This window comes from Pseudomonas sp. UBA6562, assembly GCF_002434265.1.
GTDB lineage: Bacteria > Pseudomonadota > Gammaproteobacteria > Pseudomonadales > Pseudomonadaceae > Aquipseudomonas.
Window position 1 is genome coordinate 369024 of record NZ_DJJS01000008.1, and the last position, 19393, is coordinate 388416.

The window sequence follows — 19393 nt, forward strand, 5'->3', positions numbered from 1 at the left end:
AGAATGTAAGCGCCGCCTGAAACGGGACGGCGTCGCCGCCCATCGCGACTGATCGGAGCGCCGAACCGGCCGCTCCTAGGGTTGGACCAGGCCGGGCTCAGGCCGGCTCGTGGCCGGCGATCACTCGATGAACTTGAGGTCCGACGGGGCCGCCTGCGGCAGCCGTTGCACCACCTCGCCCAGCGTGCCTTCGCGTGGGTCGCGTTGCAGCACCACGATCTCGTCGCTGTGCTGGTTGCCCACCAACAGGAACTTGCCGTCGGGCGCCACGGCGAACTCGCGCGGGTGCTCGCCTTCGGCGGCTCGGCGTTGCAGCAGGGTCAGGCGGCCGTCTTTCGGGTCCACGCGGTAGGCGACGATCTGGTTGGCCTTGCCGCGGTTGCTGACGTACAGGAAACGACCGTCAGCCGACAGGTGCAGGCCGCCGGCCGCCTTGAAGGCCGGGTCTTGCTGCTCGGTCAAGGGCAGGCGCTGTTGCAGTTGCAGCTCGCCGTCGGGTTTGACGTCCAGCACCGCCACTTCCCCGGACATTTCCAGGGTCAGGTAGGCGTGTTCGCCTTTGGCGTCGAATTGTAGATGCCGCGGCCCGCTGCCAGCGGGCAGTTGCAGGCTGGCCATCAGGGCCGGGCTCAGGGGCTGCCGGTCGCTGGCGCCGTCGTAGCGGTAGATGAACACCTTGTCGGCGCCCAGGTCGCTGGCGTACAGGTGCTGCCCGTCGGGCGCCAGCACCACCGAGTGCACATGGGCGTCGCTCTGGCGCTCGGCGTTCACCTTGCTGGGCGCATGGCGCAGGTGCTGGGTGGCGTCGCCGAGCGCACCCTGGCGATCGATCGGCAAGGCCACCAGGCTACCGCCTGGGGCCTTGGCGCCGTAATTGGCGACGAACAGGTAGCGCTGGTCATGGCTGAGGCTGGCGTGGGTCGGTTCCGCGCCTTTGCTGTCGACCTGACCCAACGGGCTGATCGTGCCGTCGCCGGCCAGTGCGAAGCTGCTCACCTGCCCATCACGGCCTTCGTTGACCGCATACAGCAGGCGCTGGTCGGCCGACAGCACCAGCCAGGACGGGTCGGCGCTTTTGACCACCTGCAGCGGGGTCGGCTCGATGCGCCCCTGGGCAGGATCGAAGTGGTAGCGGTAGATACCGTGGCTGTCGCCGTCGGTGTAGCTGCCGACCAGCAGGGTCGCGGCCTGGGTCTGCAACGTGAGGCTCAGCAGGCTAGCCGTGAGCAGGTGCTTGTGGATCTTCTTCATCGTCGTCCTCGTCCGTGGCGCGTAAGGCACTCATGCACACCAGTCGGTGTTGCCCTTGGACCCCATCGATGCGCCATTGATCGCCTTCGCGTTGCGCAGCGGCGACCTGCTGCGGGTTGAACTGCCAGCGGCGCAGTTGCCGCCCGTCCATGCACTCGGCCATCAGGCCGTCGTCGTCGAGGTGGAAGTCGAAGCAGTGCAGGTCGTCGATCAGCAGCATGTCGCAGGATTCGAGTGCGGCGAGAAGGGTCATGGGGCGTCCAGAGCGAAAAAAGGCGGCCATTATACCGTGTAGAAACGGTCGGCCGGCGCCGCGCTTCAACGCGATGGGCCATGAGACGGCACGAAGACCGCTCCACGGCCCATACGGGGGTGTGGCACGCAGCACAGGGTGACGCGCCCGCCGCCCTCGCCGCTCAATGCGCCAGCAACGACCCACCCCGCTTGCCCGCCAACCGCTCGGGCTTTATCAGGAAGCGTGCCAGCGCCGGCAGCAGCCACAGCGCGCCGATCATGTTCCACAGCAGCATGAAGGTCAGCATCAGGCCCATGTCGGCCTGGAACTTGATGGCCGAGAAAATCCATGTGCACACGCCGATGGCCAGGCACAGCCCGGTGAACAGCACCGCCTTGCCGGTCGAGCGCAGCGTCTGGTAATAGGCCTCCTGCAACGGCAACCCCTCACGCAGGAAGCGCTCCAGGCGGCTGTAGATGTAGATGCCGTAGTCCACGCCGATGCCCACCCCCAACGCCACCACAGGTAAGGTCGCGACCTTCACGCCGATGCCCATGAAGGCCATCAGCGCGTTGCCCAACACCGAGGTCAGCACCAGCGGCAGCACGATGCACAAGGTCGCCGCGAACGAGCGGAAGGTGATCAGGCACATCACCGCCACGCACAGGTACACCAGCAGCAGGATGGTCAGCTCGGCCGAGGCGATGACCTCGTTGGTCGCCGCCTCGATGCCGGCGTTGCCCGCCGCGAGGAGGAACTGCAAGCCCTCGCGATCATGGCTGGGGGCAAAATCGCGGGCCACGGCAGTGACCTGCTCCAAGGTTTCAGCCTTGTGGTCGTTCAGGAACACCAGCAGCGGCGCCAGCGAACAGTCGGCGTTGTACAGGCCGTCGGCGCGGGCGATGGAGTTGTTCAGCACATCGGCGTTGCGCGACAGGGTCTCCCATTTCAGGCTGCCCTCGTTCATGCCCTTGATCACCTGCTTGGAGACGGTGACCAGGGAAATCACCGACTGCACGCCGGGGGTGTTCTGCAAGGTCCAGGTCAGCTCGTCGATGGGCGCCAGCGTGGCATGCACCGAGCATTGCTCGGCCGGTGTCTTGACCATCACCACCAGCACCTCGGAGCTGGTCGAGTAGTGCTCGATGATGAAGCGGTTGTCCTGGTTGTAGCGCGAGTCGGGGCGCAGTTCCGGGGCCCCCTGGTCGAGGTCGCCGATCTTCAGGTGCTGGCTGTACCAGAGCCCGCCGGCGAAGGCCAGCAGCGCCAGGCCAATCGACACCGGCGCCACCCGCGCACTGGCGAAATGTGCCAGCAGGCGCCAGAAGCGGTGTTCGCGGTGGGCATCGGCCTTGCTGCGGGCGATGGCCTTGCGGCTGATGCCCACATAGGAAATCGCCACCGGCAGCAGGATCAGGTTGGTGAACACGATCACTGCCACGCCCAGCGAGGCGCCGATGGCCAGCTCGCGGATCACGCCGATGTCGATCACCAGCAGGGTGATGAAGCCCACCGCGTCGGCGAGGATGGCGATCATGCCCGGCAGGAACAGCTGGCGGAAGGTGCGTCGCGCGGCGATCAACGGGCTGTCGGCGTCGCTCGACTGCAAGGCGATACCGTTGATCTTCTGCACGCCGTGGGAAATGCCGATGGCGAAGATCAGGAACGGCACCAGCATCGAGTATGGGTCCAGGCCGAAGCCCAGCGCATGCATCAGGCCCAACTGCCAGACCACTGCCACCAATGTGGTGCCGAGCACCGCCACGGTGCTGCGGATGCAGCGGGTGAAGCCGTACAGCAGCACCAGGGTGATCAGCAGCGCCACGCCGAAGAACACCACTACCATCAGCAGACCGTCGATCAGGTCGCCGACCTTCTTGGCGAAGCCGACGATGTGCACCTTGACGTTGGGGTTCTGCGCCTGGAATTTCTCGCGCACCTTTTCTTCGAGCTGGTGGGAGAACTGCCGGTAGTCGAGTTTCAACTGGCGGCTCTGGTCCAGCGGGTCGGGGTAGCTTTCCAGCAACGGCACATCGACGATGCTGGAGCGGAAGTCGTTGGCCACCAGGCGCCCCACCTGCCCGGATTTGAGCACGTTGTCGCGCAGCGCATCGAGGCTGGCCGGCGAGCCGTCGTAGGTGGTGGGGATCACCTCGCCGCCGGCGAAGCCCTCTTCGGTCACCTCGGTCCAGCGCACGCTGGGGCTCCACAGCGACTTCAGCCCGCCACGGTCGACGCCGGGCAGGTAGAACACTTCGTCATGCACCTGGCGCAGCGTTTCCATGTAGGCCGGGTCGAAGATGTCGCCGTTCACGGCCTCGACCGAGATGCGCACGGTGTTGCCCAGGTTGGCCAGGTCGTGGCGGTGTTCGAGCATGCGTTCGATGAATGGATGCTGCAGCGGGATCATCTTCTCGAAACTGGTGGACGGGCGGATCAGGGTGGCCTGCCAGAACAGCACCACACTGACCAGCAGGCACAGCGCGATCACCGCCGGCCGGTGGGTGAAGATCAGGCGTTCCAGCCAGGAACCCTGCTCGTCATCGGGTTTGCGGGAAACAGAATTCATGGCTGCACCTCCTGATCCGCACCGTCGGCATCGGTCAAACGCACTCCACCCTGCCCGACCAGCAGCAGGCCATTGGCGCGCCCCGCCACGGCAGACAACGCCTGGCGGTCGGCGCGGTTGTGCACGCTGAAATGCTGGCCGCCGTCGCGACTGCGCAGCACGCTGCCGCCGTTGCCGACCACCACCACACTGCCGTCGTCCAGCAGCGCGCCGCCCGCCAGGCCGAAGGCCAACGGCCCGCGCGCGGTGGGCAGTTCGACGCTGTGCCAACGGTCGCCGAAGTCGTCGGAGCGCAGCAGGTTGCCGCGCAGCCCGTAGACCAGCACGGTGCCGGGCGTGGCAGTGCCTAGCACACCGAAAAGCGAGCCTTCGTAGGGGCTTTCCAGCCGCGCCCACTGTTGGCCGCCGTCGCTGGAGCGGTACAGGCTGCCCTGCTCGCCGACGATGAACAGGCCGCGGCCCTTGATCGCGGCGATGGCGTTGAGGTGCAGTTGGTCGGGGTTGTCGAGGCGTTCGCTGACGTCCTGCCAGTGCTGGCCGCCGTCTTCGGTGTGCAGCAGCGCGCCGTAGGCGCCGACGGCGAAACCTCGCTGGGTGTCGAGGAAGTACACGTCGAGCAGCGGCGCCTCACGGGCCAAGTCTTCGAACTGCTTGCTCCACGTTGCACCGCCGTCGCGGCTGGCGAGGATCTGCGCATCGTGGCCGACCGCCCAGCCGTGCTGCGCGTCGACGAAATACACTGCGGTGAGCAGTTGCCGGCTGGGCACCTGGGCCTGGCGCCAGGTGGCGCCCTGGTCGTCCGACAGCAAAATGTGGCCACGGTCGCCGACCACCACCAAGCGGTCGCCGGCGTAGGCGGCATCGATCAACAGGCTGTGCACGGCACGGGCCGAAGGCACGGACTGCTCGGAGGGCGGCTCGGCGGCGCTGGCGGCCGTGGCGAAGGCCATCACCCACAGCAGCGTTTTCATCAGCGCAGCGGCGGCGTGCCTGCCGCGAACCCTTGCTCGTGCCGTCATGGCCTTCCCCTGTTGTTGTTATTGGGTCGGTTCGCGTGTGCCCGGCGTGGCGGCTTGCGCGCCCCTAGAAGAACGACGCCCTGCGATAGCGATGGGCCATCCTAGCGGGGAAGCGGAACGGAACACAACGCAGGCTCGGGTTAATTTGTTAGTGCCATAAAAGGCAGTGATGGGCGCGTCGACAGCGTTTGAAAGCGTAGGCGACGACGGTAGCTTCAGTAGGACGAAGCCGCCCGTCGAGCGCCGACCGCTCGCGCCTACGCGCGCTCATAGCGCAGCCAGCCAGCGACCTGGGACTTGCCGTCGACGCGGTCCTTGGGGTGGTCGATGCCTTCGCTGACCGGCACGCGCTCGAAATCGAACGGACTCATGCCTTCAAGGCACGCCACGTTGATGCCGTACTGGTCGGGCGAAGAGCGTCGCTGGTGAAAGGTGTAGATGCCGCAGCGCGAGCAGAACCAGTGTTTGGCTTCGCCGGTGTTGAACTGGTAGAGCGTGAGCGCGGACTCGCCCTGCTCGACCTTGAGGTCGGCCAAGGCAGCCGATACGGCCACCGCGCCGCGCATGCGGCAAAAGGAACAGTTGCAGCGCCGTGCGCTGTCCAAGCCGTCGCTCAGACGCACGCTGAAACGCACGGCGCCACAATGGCAGGCGCCGGTATGGACGGGGCGGGTATCGAGGTCAGTCATGGGGCACCGGATGGCGAACAGGTGGTTAGGAGCCTGTCAGCATAGCTGGGCAGCCAAGTCTGGAGAGTCCGCGAAGCAAGTTAGACGGCCATTGACCTGGGCTCGGTTGCCCAGCCATGGCTGCCTAACCCGACCTCGCGGGCCCGGACACCCTTACACCGACGGCCATACCTGTGCCGTGCTCTGCACCTTGAGTTTGGAGCGCAACGCACTGAGCGCAACCTGGTGTACCGCTTCGGTAGGCGCAGCACAGAGGTCTTCGACCACGATCACGTCAAAGGCTCGGGCCGTCCCGGACATGGCCGTGAACACCACACAGTTCTGCGTCATCATTCCGCCGATCAGCAAGGTCTCGACGCCGTCGAGGTGGCTCGCCAAATCCGTCTCCTGAAAAGCATCGGCCACCTGCTTGACGACCACCGGCGCCTCCCCGGCGGCGTCAAGGATGGATGGCTCGATCCGCGCGCCTTGGCTGCCCGTAGCAAGCAGGCCAGTGCTGCCCGGCGACAGATGCTGCACCAGTACGATGCGGTCGCCGACAGCACGTGCGTGGACGATCGCCTGGCGAACCCTGGCCACAGTCGCTTGGGCGTCGTGCAGCGGTAGCACACCGCCTGGGAAATAGTCGTTCTGGATGTCGATGACGATCAATGCGCGAGTCATGGAGGTGTCCTTGTTGGGTTGAGGTGGCACCACTCTAGGCGCCTGACAATCTGAGCACGACTGGCCGGAAGGCCATCTTTCGATTAGATTCGGCCAATGCACATCGCCCTCCTCGCCTACGACCATGTCAGCCCCTTCATGCTCTCCACGCCGCTTGCGGTGTTCGAGGCCGCAGGCGCGGCCTATGAAATCACGGTCTGCGCCCTCGACCGCCAGGTCTTGGGCCAGGGCGGATTGAGCTTCAACGTGCCGGCTTCGCTGGACGCCGCCCTCGCCGCCGACGTGGTGATCCTGCCCGGCTGGCGCGATGCGCGCGAGCCGGTGCCACAGGCGATGGTCGAAGTGTTGCGCCAGGCCGCCGAGCGGGGCGCCGTGGTCGTGGGCCTGTGCTTGGGCACCATCGGTCTGGCCCAGGCGGGCCTGCTCGACGGCCGCCGCGCCACCACCCACTGGGCCGAAGCAGAGCGTTTCGCGGCGTGCTTTCCGGCCGTGGACGTCGACCCCGGCGCGCTGTTCATCGACGAAGGCGCGTTGGTGACCTCGGCCGGTGTCGCGGCCGGACTGGACTGCTGCCTGCACTTGGTGGCACGCTTTTCGGGACAGGCCGAAGCCAATCGCGTCGCGCGCCAGCTGGTCGTCGCGCCGCAACGCTCGGGCGGCCATGCGCAGTTGCCCGAGCGCCCTGCGCCCGCCTCACTCGCCGAGCACCGTGTGGCGGACTTGCTCGAAGCGCTCTGGCAGGACCCACGCGACACACCGTCGCTAGACGTCCTGGCCAAGCGTGCAGGCGTGAGCCTGCGCAGCCTGACGCGGCATATCCGGGCACGCACGGGAGACAATTTGAGCGGCTGGCTGAGACGCGCACGCATCGCACGTGCACAGGAGCTGTTGGCACGCGGCAGCCCGATCGAGCTGACGGCGGTGCACTGTGGGTTCGCCGATGGGCAGGCGATGCGCTTGGCGTTCAAGCGCGAACACGGCATGTCGCCGCGGCAATGGGCAGCCAAGCAGCGGCTGGACTATCGCCTGTAGCACCCGCTGCCGCCGCGCTTCCAGGGTGGAAAACACGGCGGCGGAAGGCTCGACGCCTGAGGTTGGCGTCGAAGGGCTTAGGCCAAGCTCTTGCTCACCACCTCATACACATCGCTGGACAACGCCCCGGAGTCGAGAATCCGCTGCAACTCCCCCTTCATCAGCGCCTGGCGCGCCGCGTCGTACTTGCGCCAGCGGGTCAGCGGCGCCAGTTGCCGCGAAGCGATCTGCGGGTTGAGGGCGTTCAGCTCGATGACCAGATCGGCCAGGAAGCGGTAGCCCGAGCCGTCGGCGGCGTGGAAGTTGACCAGGTTCTGCCCGGCGAAGGCGCCGATCAGCGCGCGGACCTTGTTCGGGTTCTTCAAGGTGAAGGCCGGGTGCTGCATCAGCGCCTTGACCCGCGCCAGCCCGCCCGGCTGGGTGCTGGCCGCCTGCACGCTGAACCACTGGTCCATGACCAGCGGGTTGTCCTTGAAGTGCTCGGCGAAGGCCTGCAACGCCTGCTCGCGCTCGGCACTGAACGGCGAATTGACCAGCACGGCCAGGGCGGTCAGGCGCTCGGTCATGTTGTCGCAGTGTTCGAACTGCTCGAGGGTCGCGGCGAGCACGTCCGGTTTGCCGGTGAGCATCAGGTACGACAGCGCGATGTTCTGCAGGCCGCGGCGGGCGAAATGCTCGGCGGACGCCACGTAAGGCGTGCTGCGCGACACTTCGCGGTTGGCCTGGTAGCGATCCCACAGCGCCGTATGCAACTGCTCGGCGATCTGCTGGCGGGCGAAGTCGCGGGCGGCATGGATGGCGTCGACGTCGGCCACTTCGCTGATTTCGGTGAGGTAGGCCTCGCCCGGCAGCGACAGCATTTCGGCGACCATGGCCGGGTCCAGCGATTCATCGCCCAATACCGTGCCCAAGGCCGCGATCAGCCGTGGGTCCAGGTGGAACGCCTCACCGCGTTGGTGCTGTTCGATCAGTTCCTGCAACACCTGCACCGCCAACTGCTGGCCCGCTTCCCAGCGGTTGAAGCCATCGCTGTCGTGCTGCATGAGGAACATCAGTTGGTCGCGGTCGTAGGGGAAGCTCAGCTTGACCGGTGCGCTGAAGCCGCGCAGCAGCGACGGCAACGGCTTGGCGGTCAGCCCCTCGAAGACGAAAGTCTGTTCGGCCTCGGTCACCGACAGCACGCGGGTGGTGCCCTGGGCGGCCGCTTCGCCTTGCAGGTGCAGCGGCAGATCGTTGCCGGCGGCATCCAGCAGGCCCATTTCCACGGGGATCACGAACGGCAGTTTTTCGCGGCCGTCCGGGGTGGCCGGACAGCTCTGGCGGAAGGTCAGGCTGTAGCGTTGGGCCTGTTCGTCCCAGGCTTCGCTGACGGCCAGGCGCGGCGTGCCGGCCTGCACGTACCAGCGCTTGAACTGGGTCAGGTCGGCGCCGGTGGCGTCTTCCATGGCCTGGATGAAGTCGTCGCAGGTCACGGCCTGGCCGTCGTGGCGCTCGAAGTACAGGTCGCTGCCCTTGCGGAAGCCTTCGGCGCCGAGCAGGGTACGGACCATGCGCACCACTTCCGAACCCTTTTCGTAGATGGTCAGGGTGTAGAAGTTGGAAATCTCGATGAAGCTGTCGGGGCGTACCGGGTGGGCCATGGGGCCGGCGTCTTCGGCGAACTGGTGGGTGCGCAGGTAGGCGACGTCCTCGATGCGCTTGACCGTGGCCGAGTTCATGTCGGCGCTGAACTCGGCGTCGCGGAACACCGTGAAGCCTTCCTTGAGCGAGAGCTGGAACCAGTCGCGGCAGGTCACGCGGTTGCCCGACCAGTTGTGGAAGTATTCGTGGGCCACCACCGCTTCGACGCGCTGGTGCGCGGCGTCGGTGGCGGTCTCGGCGCGGGCCAGCACGCAACTGGAGTTGAAGATGTTCAGGCCCTTGTTTTCCATGGCGCCCATGTTGAAGTCGTTGACCGCGACGATCATGAAGATGTCCAGGTCGTATTCGCGGCCGTACACCTCTTCGTCCCAGCGCATCGACTTCTTCAGGCTGACCATGGCGTGCTCGCACTTGTCGAGGTTTTCCGGCTCGACGTAGATGCGCAGCGCCACTTCCCGGCCGGACTGGCGGGTGAAGCTGTCTTCCACGCACCACAGGTCGCCGGCCACCAGGGCGAACAGGTAGGCCGGTTTCATGAACGGGTCTTCCCAAGTCGCCCAGTGCCGACCGTCTTCGGCCGGACCGCTGCCGACCGGATTGCCGTTAGACAGCAGCACCGGGTAGCGATGCTGCTCGGCGATCACCGTGGTGGTGAACACGCTCATCACGTCGGGGCGGTCGAGGTAGTAGGTGATCTTGCGGAAGCCCTCGGCCTCGCACTGGGTGCAGAACATCTTGCCCGACTTGTACAGGCCTTCGAGGGCGGTGTTGCTTTCCGGGTGGATGCGCACCGAGGTGTCGAGGGTGAAGCGCTCGGCGCTGGGGTGCAGGGTCAGGCTGTCGGCGTCGAGCTGGTAGTCGCTCGGGCTCAGGGCCTGGTCGTCGAGCTGCACGCTGAGCAGCTCCAGGTGCTGGCCGTCGAGCACCAGCGCCGGCAAGCCGTCGCCGTGGGCCGGGTTGCGGCGCATGACCAGTTGCGCATGGACCAGGGTGTGGTCCTCGAACAGCTCGAAGGTCAGGTGCGTCTCGTCGATCAGGTACTCAGGCGCCTGGTAGTCCTTGAGGTAGATCGCTTGCGGTTGTTCGGTGCGCATGGGGCGGTCCTTTTTACTGGAGCACGGCGAGTTGATAGGCCGTGTACTTGCGAATGTTGATCACGCCGGTGTCGAAGATCAGGTATTGACCCTTGATGCCCAGCAGCGTGCCCTCTACCACCGGGTTCTTGTCCAGGTTGAAGCTGACGATCTTCTGCGGATAGGCCTGTACCGGGTAGCGCATCTGCACCACTTCGGCGGCGGGCAGCGGCTGGATCGCTTGCAGGCCGAAGCGCCCTTGCAGCTCGCGCAGGCCTTCGGCGCAGGCGTCGAAAATGCGCTCGCGCACGGCGACCAGATCCAGGGGCTCGGCCTCGCCCTTGAGCAAGGCGCGCCAGTTGGTGCGGTCGGGCACCTGGCTGCGCAGCAGGTCTTCCACCAGGCCCGATTGCTGGCGCGTGCCCACGCGCAGGATCGGCAGCGCCTGGCTGGCGCCCTGGTCGAGCCAGCGGGTGGGCAGTTGGGTGGCGCGGGTGATGCCCACTTTGACGCCAGAGGAGTTGGCGAGATAGACGATGTGGTCGGTCATGCAGAACTGCTCGCCCCAGGACGGATCGCGGCAGGTGCCGGCGTCGTAGTGGCAGCGTTCCGGGGCCATGATGCACAGGTCGCACTGGGCCAGCTTGGTCATGCAGGGATAGCAGTAGCCCTGGCTGAAGCTGGTCTTGGTGCGCTTGCCGCAGTGGCTGCAATGGATGGCACCCAGGTATTCCAGGCGCAGCGACTGGCCGATCAGCGGGTTGACCGGCACCAGGGCTTCGCCCAGGCGGAAACTGTAGTGCACGTCCGTAGCGTCGAGACGCACGGCCATTTTGCTCAACGAGCCACGAGCGAGTTCGATCAATGTACCGAGTCCGACTTGAACAGGATGTTGGGGATGGGCGCGGATTTGGAGGCGCATTCCTGCGGCCCCATGTAGCCGGTGCGCTGGTCTTCGGGCAGGTGCTTGGCTTCCCAGGCGATCACCGCCTGCAGCGACAGTTCTTTCTGCTCCAGCGTGAGCTTGCGCCCGTCGGACCAGCGGCCCAGCTCGACTGCGGTCTTCAAGCTTTGATAAATGTCAGGGGTGATGTTTTCGATCATTTGTTCGAACGTCGACATGGCGTCTCCTGTGGCGAGCCAATGGGCCCGGTCTGGAATGGAGGTTGCGCGAAGCTCGCGCAAGGCGAAGTAAAGGGGAGAACGGCTGAAGTCGCACTCGACGCGTGTAGACATAAGTCTTGCACGCGCGAATTCAAGTGGGCATGGACACAAGAGGCCGTCAGAAAGCGCCTAGTTTACGCCGCGCCAGTGCCCCACCCAAGAGGCCCGTGACGCAACCGATGAGCAGCCCGCCCACATGGGCGGCGTTGGCGATCTGGCCCATGCCGAGCTGGCCGACCACGCCGGTCAGGCACACCACGAGCCAGACCAGCATCATCACCAGCACGCCCTTGGGCAGTGCGAACTGCGCAGTGGGCGCCAGGCGCTGGAACAGCCAGATGTGCCCGAGCAGGCCGTAGAGCACGCCGGACAAGCCGCCGAACAGGCTCGGCCCGCCGACGAAATGCTGCGCCAGGTTCGACACCAGGGAGAACAACACGGTCAGCCCCAGCAGTGCCCATGGCCCCTGGCGCAGCTCGATGCGCTTGCCCAGCTCCCAGTACCACAGGCTGTTCATGGCCAGGTGCAGCACGCCGAAATGCAGCAGCATCGGCGACAGCAGCCGCCACCATTGGCCATCGGCCAGGCCTTGGGCGAAGGAGGTGAAATACAGGTAGTCGCCCCGCACCTGCACTTCCAGGAAGGTGAACCAGCCGACCGTGTCCAGGTTGTCGCCAAGCCCGGTCACGCCCGCCACCAACAGGCACAGCACGATGACCAGGGTGGTGACCTTGCAGGCCTTGGCCTGGGCCAGCAACGAAGGCGCGGCGTGCGGTGACGGCTGCGACTGCTCGACCGGAGGCGCCTGCACGGTCGGCAGCGCTTCGCCGCGCAGATGCCGCTCGTACAGCGCGCGTACGTCGCCGGCCAACGCCTCGGGCGCCCACAGCACCTGCACCTCGCCCTCTTCGCTGACCCGGTGCGGCAGGTCCAGGCGTTGCAGGTCGCGTACGAAAGGACCGAGGTCGGTGCTCAGCGGCAGGCGCAGCACGTCGATGTAGTTCATGGGTTGGCCTGCGAGCGTTCGACGTCGACCCAGACGAACTTGTCGGGGTCGATGCGGGTTTCCTGGTCCAGCCGGTAGGCCACCAGCTTGCCGTACAGCACTGCGCTGTAGTCCAGGCAAGCCAGGTTGGGCCGAATCGGGCTGGGCGGCCCGCTGCGCCAATAGTGGCCGACGAACAGCAGCGGCTCGTCTTCCGGGTAGCGCAGCAGGGCCTGCTTCTGTTTCGGGTCGAGCGGCGTGCGGGCGACGTCTTCGGGCAGCGCGTCGGGTTGGAAGACGATGTCGCCGTAGGTCTGCGGATCGTCTTCCCAGAACTTGGTGCGGAAGAAGGCGCGGGTCAGGCCGTCGCCGCCGGTCAGGGTCAGACCGTCGGGCAGGCGCATGTCGGTACCGCGCAGCAGGCGGTTGCACACGCTGGAGGCGAAGCTGCCGGACACCGCCGAAGCCTGGATGAAGTGCGGGTCCACACAGCCGTCGGGGTATTGTCTGCGCAGTTGAGCGATCAGGTCCGAGTCCCAGCAGGCATGCACCAGGCGGAAACGCCCGGCGTCGATGAACAGCGGCAGGCGGTAGAACCACTGGGTGAAGTCGTGCCAGTCGGCCGGGTGCTGGGCGAACTGGCTGAGGGTGTCTTCGATCAGCCGGGTATGGCGCGGCGTGTGCTCGCGCACATGGGTCTTGCCGCTGCCGGGCAGCGCCGGGGTGACCCAACCCAGGGCGTTGTACTCATGGTTGCCCATGATGCAGAACGCCTCCCCGGCCTCGACCATGTCGTGCACCAGGTGCAGGGCCTCGCGGATGCGCGGGCCGCGGTCGACGATGTCGCCGAGGAACAGCACCTGGCGCCGTAGGTGGCGCCAGACGCCGCCCTGGCGGCGGTAGCCGAGCGCGTCGAGCAGGCGCTCAAGGGTATGGGCACAGCCATGCACGTCGCCGATGATGTCAAAACTGCGCGCCGGATCGAGCATCAGTCGTCCCTGCCCCCCAAGCGGCTGCCCCACCCGAGTTTGGTGCGGCAGACCTCGTAGTAGTTGTGCCCCAGGGGGTGGATCAGGCGCAGCTTCTGCGGCTTCTTGCTCACCGTGACGGTATCGCCCGGCGCGCAGGTGAAGTGGTTCTGCCCGTCGCACGACACTTGCGGGTAGATCTGCAGGTCCTTGGACACCACGATCTTCAGTTCGCTGTTGCCGTCGACCACGATCGGCCGGCCCGACAGGGTGTGCGGGTACATCGGCACGATGACGATGGCGTCGAGCTTGGGGTGCATGATCGGTCCGCCGGCCGACAGGGCGTAGGCGGTGGACCCGGTGGGGGTGGAGACGATCAGGCCGTCGGCCTTCTGGCTGCACACGAACTGGCCGTCGATGTAGATTTCGAACTCGATCATGCGCGTCGACTTGCCAGGGTGCAGCACCACATCGTTCAGCGCGTCGCCTTGGCCGATGGCTTCGTTGTGGTGGCGCACTTCGGCTTGCAGCAGGAAGCGGTTCTCGACCAGGTAGTGGCCGTCGAGCACCTCGGCGACCTTGGTTTCCAGCTCGTCGGGGCGGATGTCGGTGAGAAAGCCCAGGTTGCCGCGGTTGATGCCCAGCACCGGGGTATTGTGCCGGGCCAGCGCGCGTGCGGCGCCGAGCAGGCTGCCGTCGCCGCCGACCACGATGACCAGGTCGCACACCTCGCCCAGCAGCTTGCGCGAAGACGTCTGCAAGCCATGCCCAGGCAGGACCTCGGCGATGGTGTCTTCGAGAATCACGTGCAGGTGCCGCTCGATGAGGAATTTTTTCAGTCGGCGGATCGTGTCGAGCACCTGGGCGCTGTTGAGACGACCGATGATTCCGATATTGCGAAATTGCTCCATGGGGCTCCTGCTAGGCTCTACGGCGGATTGCGAATGGCCTTTGCGGCACTAAGGGGTGAATTATGGGCGAAACCGACGGCCAGCGGCAAACCAGCGAGATTGGCAGCGTGAATCCTTTCCCTGCGCTCGCCACCCTGCCCGGCCAGCTACGGCATGACAGCGTGCGCGACCTGGCCTGGACACTGCTCTCGCCGGCACTGATGCGCCACTGCGCCGGGGCCCAGCGCCATCCGCTGACGGCCAGCGCCTGGGTCGACGCGCCGCAGGTGCTGGAAGACTGGTTGCGCCAACTGGACCAATCCCCCGAATCGCTGGACGTCTGGCTGGCACAACGCGGCAGCCGGCGCCTGGGCCTGTATTACGAGCGGCTCTGGCATTTCGCACTGAGCGCTGCGCCGGGCATCGAGCTGCTGGCCAGCAACCTGCCGATCCGGGCGGCCGGGCGCACGCTAGGCGAGCTCGACGTGCTGCTGCGCGACCGTACCGGAGTGCACCACCTGGAGCTGGCCATCAAACTCTACCTGGGGCCCGAACAGGACGCCGGCGAACAAGCCGAACAGTGGTTGGGGCCAGGCTGCCACGACCGCTTGGGCAGCAAACTCGCCCACCTGGCCAACCATCAACTGCCGATGGCGGCGCACCCCGAGACGCGCACCGCCCTGGCGGCACTGGGGATCGACACCCCGCAGTCGCACCTGTGGCTAGGCGGCTACCTGTTCTATCCCTGGTCCACAGGGTGCAGGCCACCTGCCGGCGCCGCGGTCGATCATCTACACGGGCATTGGGTACGGCAAAGCGACTGGGCAGGTTTCGCCGCCAGCCGTCCGGCAGGACATTGGCAGCCGCTGCCGCGCGAACGCTGGCTGGCGCCGGCGCGGGTGGAGCAGGCGCGCGCGTGGTCGGTAGCGCAATTCGAGCAGTGGCGGGCCTTGCTGGAGCCGCAAGCTTCAGCGCGGCTGCTGGTCAGGCTGGCGCCTGAGACCGACGGCATCTGCACGGAGCGCGAACGGGTGTTTCTGGTGAGCGATCAATGGCCGGCGCCAGCCTCTGTAGGCGCAGAGGCTGCCACAAACGCAGCCACCTGACCTGGCCTGCGGCTGCGGCCTCTGCCGACCCAAACCGCTGGAACGAATACGGCCAAGAGCCCACATGACCACGTGCCGCCAAGCGGTCGACTCGCGTCTAGACTGAGCGACGGCACGCGTGGATGCCTGTGCCACATCGCTAGACCCAGCGCCGACAGAGCGCGACCCGTTCCGTGACCTGATGACGAGACCCACCCATGACCACAACCACCCCACCCACGCATTACGCGCGGCTGTCGATCCTGCTGCACTGGCTCACCCTCGTCCTGCTGGCGGCGGTCTACGCCTGCATCGAGTTTCGCGGCCTGTTCCCCCGCGACAGCGCCGAGCGCGACCTGATGAAGGCCCTGCACTTCATGCTCGGCCTGACCGTCTTCGTGCTGGTATGGCTGCGCCTGGCCACGCGCCTGCGCAACCCGACGCCGCCCATCCTGCCCAAGCCCCCCGCCTGGCAGACGGGCCTGGCGCATCTGGTGCACCTGCTGCTGTACGGGCTGCTGATCGGGATGCCGTTAGCCGGTTGGCTGATCCTCAGCGCCGCCGGCAAACCCGTTCCGTTCTACGGCCTGGAGTTGCCCGCATTGATCGAACCCAAACCGGACCTCGCCAAGTTCATCAAGGGCTGGCATGAGCGGGTCGGCACTTGGGGTTATTGGTTGATCGGCCTGCATGCCGTCGCCGGGCTGTACCACCACTGGGTGCGCCGCGACAACACCCTGCGGCGCATGCTGCCTCAGCGGTAACCGCGCCGCCCTTGCAACCCGCCGCCGTGCACCAGCAGCAGCCGGCTGCCGCGGGCGACCTCGCCGGCAGCGACCTGCTCGTGCAACGCCATCAGCAGCTTGCCGCTGTACAGCGCCTCCAGCGGTATGCCGCTGTCGCGCTCGCAGGTATCGACGAAGCTCAGCAACGCTTCGTCGATTTTTGCAAAGCCGCCGCGGCTGGCGTCGTGCAGGCGGTAGCCGTGGTCACCGGCCAGGGCCCGCACGGTAGCCGCCACGCCATGGTCGGCAGGCACTGCCAGCGCCCCATGCACGGGGTGCTCGCCCGCCTCGGCCTGAACCAGGCCGGCCAAAGTGGTGCCGGTACCCACCGCCAGCCACCAGGCGTCGTAGTCGGCCCAGCCGAGCGCCGGCAACTGCCTGCGCGCCTGCTCGACGATGGCTTGGCAACCCAACGCCCCTGCTGCACCGCCACCGCCTTCGGGGATGCAGTACCAACCGGGATAACGTTCGTGCCAGGGCGCCCAGAAGTCTGCCTGGTGCCGTGCGCGATAGCCGCCGTAGCCCAGCCAGTGCAGCTGCATGCCGAAACGCTGGAGGTCTTCGACGGTCGGCGTGTGCTGTGCATGCCCGCGCAGCAGGCCGGCGGTGGGCAGCCCCAAGCGCTGGCCGGCCGCTGCCAGGGCGTGCAGGTGGTTGGAATGGTTGCCGCCCAGGCCGATCAGGCCGGGCGCACCGGCAGCGTAGGCCGCGAGCAGGTGGTGGCGCAGCTTGAACCACTTGTTGCCACCGATCAGCGGGTCGATCAGGTCCAGGCGCAGGATCGCGGCCTGTATGCCGGCCCGTTCGAGCCAGGGCAGGTTCAGGGGTTGCAAGGGGGCGGTGGGGAGTTCGGGCAGGACCGGCATGCGAGCATCGGGTATTGGGCGGGGCGACAGTCTAACAGGTGACATGCGTGCGCTGGACGGGGTGGCGGTGCCAGCGTCTTGGTGATGGCACTTCTACCCATTCAGGTAGAAGCGCAGTGAGAAAGGCTTAAAAATCGTAGCGCGCACCCACCATCATGCTGCGCGAGGGCCCGTAGAAGTTGAAGGTCGACGTCGAACCCACCCGCGACAGGTAATCGCGATCGAACAGGTTGTTGACGTTCAAGGTAGCGGTCAGCTTCGAGGTCACTGGATACGAGACCAGCGCATCCACCGTTGCATAACCCGGCGCGTCGATGCGCACGCCACCGTTTTCGGCGTAGAAGTCGCTCATCGCCGAGATGCCGCCGCCGACCGCCAGCCCCTGCAACGGGCCTTGGTCGAGGGTGTATTTGGTCCATAGCGAAGCCTGCTGGCGCGGCATGATGAAGAAGGTGGTCTGCGCATCGCCCTTGACGGTTTCGGTGTCCATCCAGGTATAGCCGGCCAACAGTTCCCAATTCGGCGTGAGCTTGCCGCTGACTTCCAGTTCGGCGCCCTTGACGCGGGTCTTGCCGGAAGCCACCGAGGCGGTGGTGGCCACGCCGTTGGCGTCGTACAACGTGCTGGCGCGGTTCTCGTCGGTCAGGCGGAACGCCGACAGCCGGGTGTTCAGGTCGCCGCCAAAGTAACTGCTCTTGAGGCCGAACTCGTACTGCTCGCCTTCCCGGGGCTTGAGCACCCGGCCACCCTGGTCGGTTTCCGATTGCGGCTTGAACACCTGCGAATAGCTGGCGTACAGCGCGTGGTTGTCATTCAGGTCGTAGACCACGCCGCCATAAGGGGTGAAGTGGCCGTCCACGCGTTTGTCGTCGGCGACCGTCGCGCCGCTCTTGAGCGTAGTGGTGTAGAAGTCGCCGCGGTACCAGCTGAAACGGCCACCGGCGATCAAGGCCAGGCGCTCGACCGGGCGCAAGGTGACTTTCGAGTACAGGCCGTACTCCTCTTCCTGGGTACCCACCTCGGTGCTGTAGTTGGGCGCAGGTTTGGCGAAGCGCTTCGGCGAGTAGGTATTGACGTTGACGGCGCCGAGGTTGGTGGTGCCGTTGCGGTATTCGGAGTCGTAGTTCTTGTAATCGCTGCCGACCACGAACTCGCTGACTTGGCCGAGGGTTTCGAACGGCTGGCTGTAGCTGGCGTCGAGCGCGTAGGTGTCCTGGCTGAAGTCGCGGGCGCTGGCGCGTTCGGAGTTGGCGCCGCTGACGGCGTTGGTGGCGGTGAAGGCGTACAGGTAATCGGTGTCGCGGTGCGAGCCGCGCGCAGCGACGCGGCCGTAGCCGCCGTTGTCGAAGCGGTGGGTCAGCTCGGCGACCAGGTCGGTGGTCTTGCCGTCGAAGGAGTTCCAGTCGGCGCCCAGGAAGCGCGAATGGCTGAAGTCCGGCACTTCGCCCGACAGCGTGGCCGGGTAGCCGTTGTGCGGGGTGATGTTCTTCACTTCGTGGATCAGGCCGAACGACAGCTCGGTGGCGTCGTCGAGGTCGATGTCCAGCGCGCCGTAATAGCTGTCGCTGGTGTTGGCGTTGTAGTCCACCTCGCCGTTGGTGTCGTCCCGCGAGGCGACGAAACGCCCGCGCACGCGACCGGCCTGGTCGAGCGGGCCGCTGAGGTCGACTTCCTCATGGTTGGTGTCCCAGGTGCCGTAGCGACCTTCTACATGGCCCTGGAACTCGGCGGTCGGGCGCTTGCGCACCATGTTGACGATGCCGCCCAGCTCGCTGGTGCTGCTGAACAGCCCGGCCGGGCCGCGCATGATCTCGACCCGGTCGAACGCCGCCAGCGACGGCACGGTGCCGAAGATACTGGCCATCGGCGCCGGCAGGCCATCGATGTTGAATTCGCTGTATTCGTAGCCACGGGCGTAGATCGACGAACGCCCGCTGTCGTTGGTCAGGGTGCGCAGGCCGGCGGTGTATTTGGCCAGGTCGTCGAGGTGCACGAACTGGCGGTCCTTGACGTAGTCCTGGGTATAGACGGTGATCGACTGCGGGATGTCCTTGAGCGCGGCGGGGGTCTTGGTGCCCACCGTAGCGGCATCGACGCTGTAGCCGCCGGTGGCTTCGGACGGCAGCATGTCGTACAGACGGTTGCCGTCGATGGTCAATGCCGGGAGGTCCAGCGCGCCCTCCTCGTTCGCCTGCAAGGCCACCGTTTCGGCCAGCGCCGACAGGGAAAAGGGCGCCAGCAGCCCCACCACGATCCAACTCCGCACCCGTCCAGCGCTCCCCACACGTTCAAAACCGTTCATGTCGCCCCTATATGCGCAAATGGCATCAATTCTCAAACGAAACAATTTGTTATTTGCGAAGGATATCGAATGGGAATCTGGGGTGCAGCAGGCTTAACTTTATTAACACAGGCGAGCGTTGCCCTCTTACCACCGGCAATGGGATGATTCGCAACTGATATGAATTCTCATCCAAG

At 66.2% G+C, this 19393-nt stretch carries 17 protein-coding genes; 3 read left to right on the forward strand and 14 right to left on the reverse strand.

Translation table 11 applies throughout. The annotated features are described in order from the left end of the window. Positions 1 to 120: 120 nt before the first annotated feature. From B4M43_RS17315 to B4M43_RS17340, 6 genes are all read right to left on the reverse strand, one after another. The gene (locus B4M43_RS17315) at positions 121 to 1251 is read right to left on the reverse strand and encodes a lactonase family protein (protein ID WP_296268698.1); all 1131 of its coding nucleotides are present in this window, start codon (positions 1249 to 1251) and stop codon (positions 121 to 123) included. Continuing rightward, positions 1217 to 1504 (reverse strand): DUF5629 family protein, encoded by a 288-nt coding sequence (locus B4M43_RS17320; protein ID WP_296268699.1) that lies wholly within the window; start codon positions 1502 to 1504, stop codon positions 1217 to 1219. The genes B4M43_RS17315 and B4M43_RS17320 overlap by 35 nt, the downstream gene beginning before the upstream one ends. Before the next feature lie 163 nt (positions 1505 to 1667). Beyond that, positions 1668 to 4055, reverse strand: coding sequence for an efflux RND transporter permease subunit (locus tag B4M43_RS17325; protein WP_296268700.1), 2388 nt, complete (start codon positions 4053 to 4055; stop codon positions 1668 to 1670). Beyond that, on the reverse strand, positions 4052 to 5074 hold the full coding sequence (locus tag B4M43_RS17330; protein ID WP_296268701.1) for a YCF48-related protein: 1023 nt from the start codon (positions 5072 to 5074) through the stop codon (positions 4052 to 4054). The genes B4M43_RS17325 and B4M43_RS17330 overlap by 4 nt, the downstream gene beginning before the upstream one ends. 257 nt (positions 5075 to 5331) lie before the next feature. Continuing rightward, a complete protein-coding gene (locus tag B4M43_RS17335; protein WP_296268702.1) occupies positions 5332 to 5763 on the reverse strand; it encodes a GFA family protein in 432 nt (143 codons plus the stop codon). A gap of 153 nt (positions 5764 to 5916) precedes the next feature. Then, the gene (locus B4M43_RS17340) at positions 5917 to 6426 is read right to left on the reverse strand and encodes a cysteine hydrolase family protein (protein WP_296268703.1); all 510 of its coding nucleotides are present in this window, start codon (positions 6424 to 6426) and stop codon (positions 5917 to 5919) included. 96 nt (positions 6427 to 6522) lie between these two features. Between B4M43_RS17340 and B4M43_RS17345 the strand changes: the two genes are divergently transcribed. After that, positions 6523 to 7458 carry a GlxA family transcriptional regulator gene (locus tag B4M43_RS17345; RefSeq protein ID WP_296268704.1) on the forward strand — a complete coding sequence of 312 codons (936 nt, stop codon included), beginning with the start codon at positions 6523 to 6525 and terminating at the stop codon, positions 7456 to 7458. A gap of 77 nt (positions 7459 to 7535) precedes the next feature. Here the strand turns inward: B4M43_RS17345 and pepN are convergent, their stop codons facing one another. From pepN to B4M43_RS17375, 6 genes are all read right to left on the reverse strand, one after another. Then, positions 7536 to 10193 (reverse strand): aminopeptidase N, encoded by a 2658-nt coding sequence (pepN, locus tag B4M43_RS17350; protein WP_296268705.1) that lies wholly within the window; start codon positions 10191 to 10193, stop codon positions 7536 to 7538. 13 nt (positions 10194 to 10206) lie between these two features. Further along, positions 10207 to 11037, reverse strand: coding sequence for a DUF2797 domain-containing protein (locus B4M43_RS17355; RefSeq protein ID WP_296268706.1), 831 nt, complete (start codon positions 11035 to 11037; stop codon positions 10207 to 10209). After that, positions 11034 to 11294 carry a YeaC family protein gene (locus B4M43_RS17360; protein WP_296268707.1) on the reverse strand — a complete coding sequence of 87 codons (261 nt, stop codon included), beginning with the start codon at positions 11292 to 11294 and terminating at the stop codon, positions 11034 to 11036. The genes B4M43_RS17355 and B4M43_RS17360 overlap by 4 nt, the downstream gene beginning before the upstream one ends. Before the next feature lie 160 nt (positions 11295 to 11454). Further along, positions 11455 to 12342 carry a rhomboid family intramembrane serine protease gene (locus B4M43_RS17365; protein ID WP_296268708.1) on the reverse strand — a complete coding sequence of 296 codons (888 nt, stop codon included), beginning with the start codon at positions 12340 to 12342 and terminating at the stop codon, positions 11455 to 11457. Continuing rightward, the gene (locus tag B4M43_RS17370) at positions 12339 to 13310 is read right to left on the reverse strand and encodes a metallophosphoesterase (RefSeq protein WP_296268709.1); all 972 of its coding nucleotides are present in this window, start codon (positions 13308 to 13310) and stop codon (positions 12339 to 12341) included. Before B4M43_RS17370 ends, B4M43_RS17365 begins: the two co-directional genes overlap by 4 nt. After that, positions 13310 to 14200, reverse strand: a complete 891-nt coding sequence (locus B4M43_RS17375; RefSeq protein WP_296268710.1) for an NAD(+) kinase — start codon at positions 14198 to 14200, stop codon at positions 13310 to 13312. Before B4M43_RS17375 ends, B4M43_RS17370 begins: the two co-directional genes overlap by 1 nt. Positions 14201 to 14262: 62 nt before the next feature. Between B4M43_RS17375 and B4M43_RS17380 the strand changes: the two genes are divergently transcribed. Both B4M43_RS17380 and B4M43_RS17385 read left to right on the forward strand, forming a co-directional pair. Further along, positions 14263 to 15285, forward strand: coding sequence for a DUF1853 family protein (locus B4M43_RS17380; RefSeq protein WP_414707868.1), 1023 nt, complete (start codon positions 14263 to 14265; stop codon positions 15283 to 15285). A gap of 197 nt (positions 15286 to 15482) precedes the next feature. Next, the gene (locus tag B4M43_RS17385) at positions 15483 to 16028 is read left to right on the forward strand and encodes a cytochrome b (protein ID WP_296268711.1); all 546 of its coding nucleotides are present in this window, start codon (positions 15483 to 15485) and stop codon (positions 16026 to 16028) included. Here B4M43_RS17385 and B4M43_RS17390 read toward each other — a convergent pair. Then, positions 16019 to 16915, reverse strand: a complete 897-nt coding sequence (locus B4M43_RS17390; protein WP_296268712.1) for a 1-aminocyclopropane-1-carboxylate deaminase/D-cysteine desulfhydrase — start codon at positions 16913 to 16915, stop codon at positions 16019 to 16021. The genes B4M43_RS17385 and B4M43_RS17390 overlap by 10 nt on opposite strands. A 127-nt stretch (positions 16916 to 17042) precedes the next feature. Then, complete coding sequence (locus tag B4M43_RS17395; RefSeq protein WP_296268713.1) at positions 17043 to 19217, reverse strand: TonB-dependent siderophore receptor; 2175 nt, start codon at positions 19215 to 19217, stop codon at positions 17043 to 17045. Positions 19218 to 19393 lie beyond the last annotated feature (176 nt).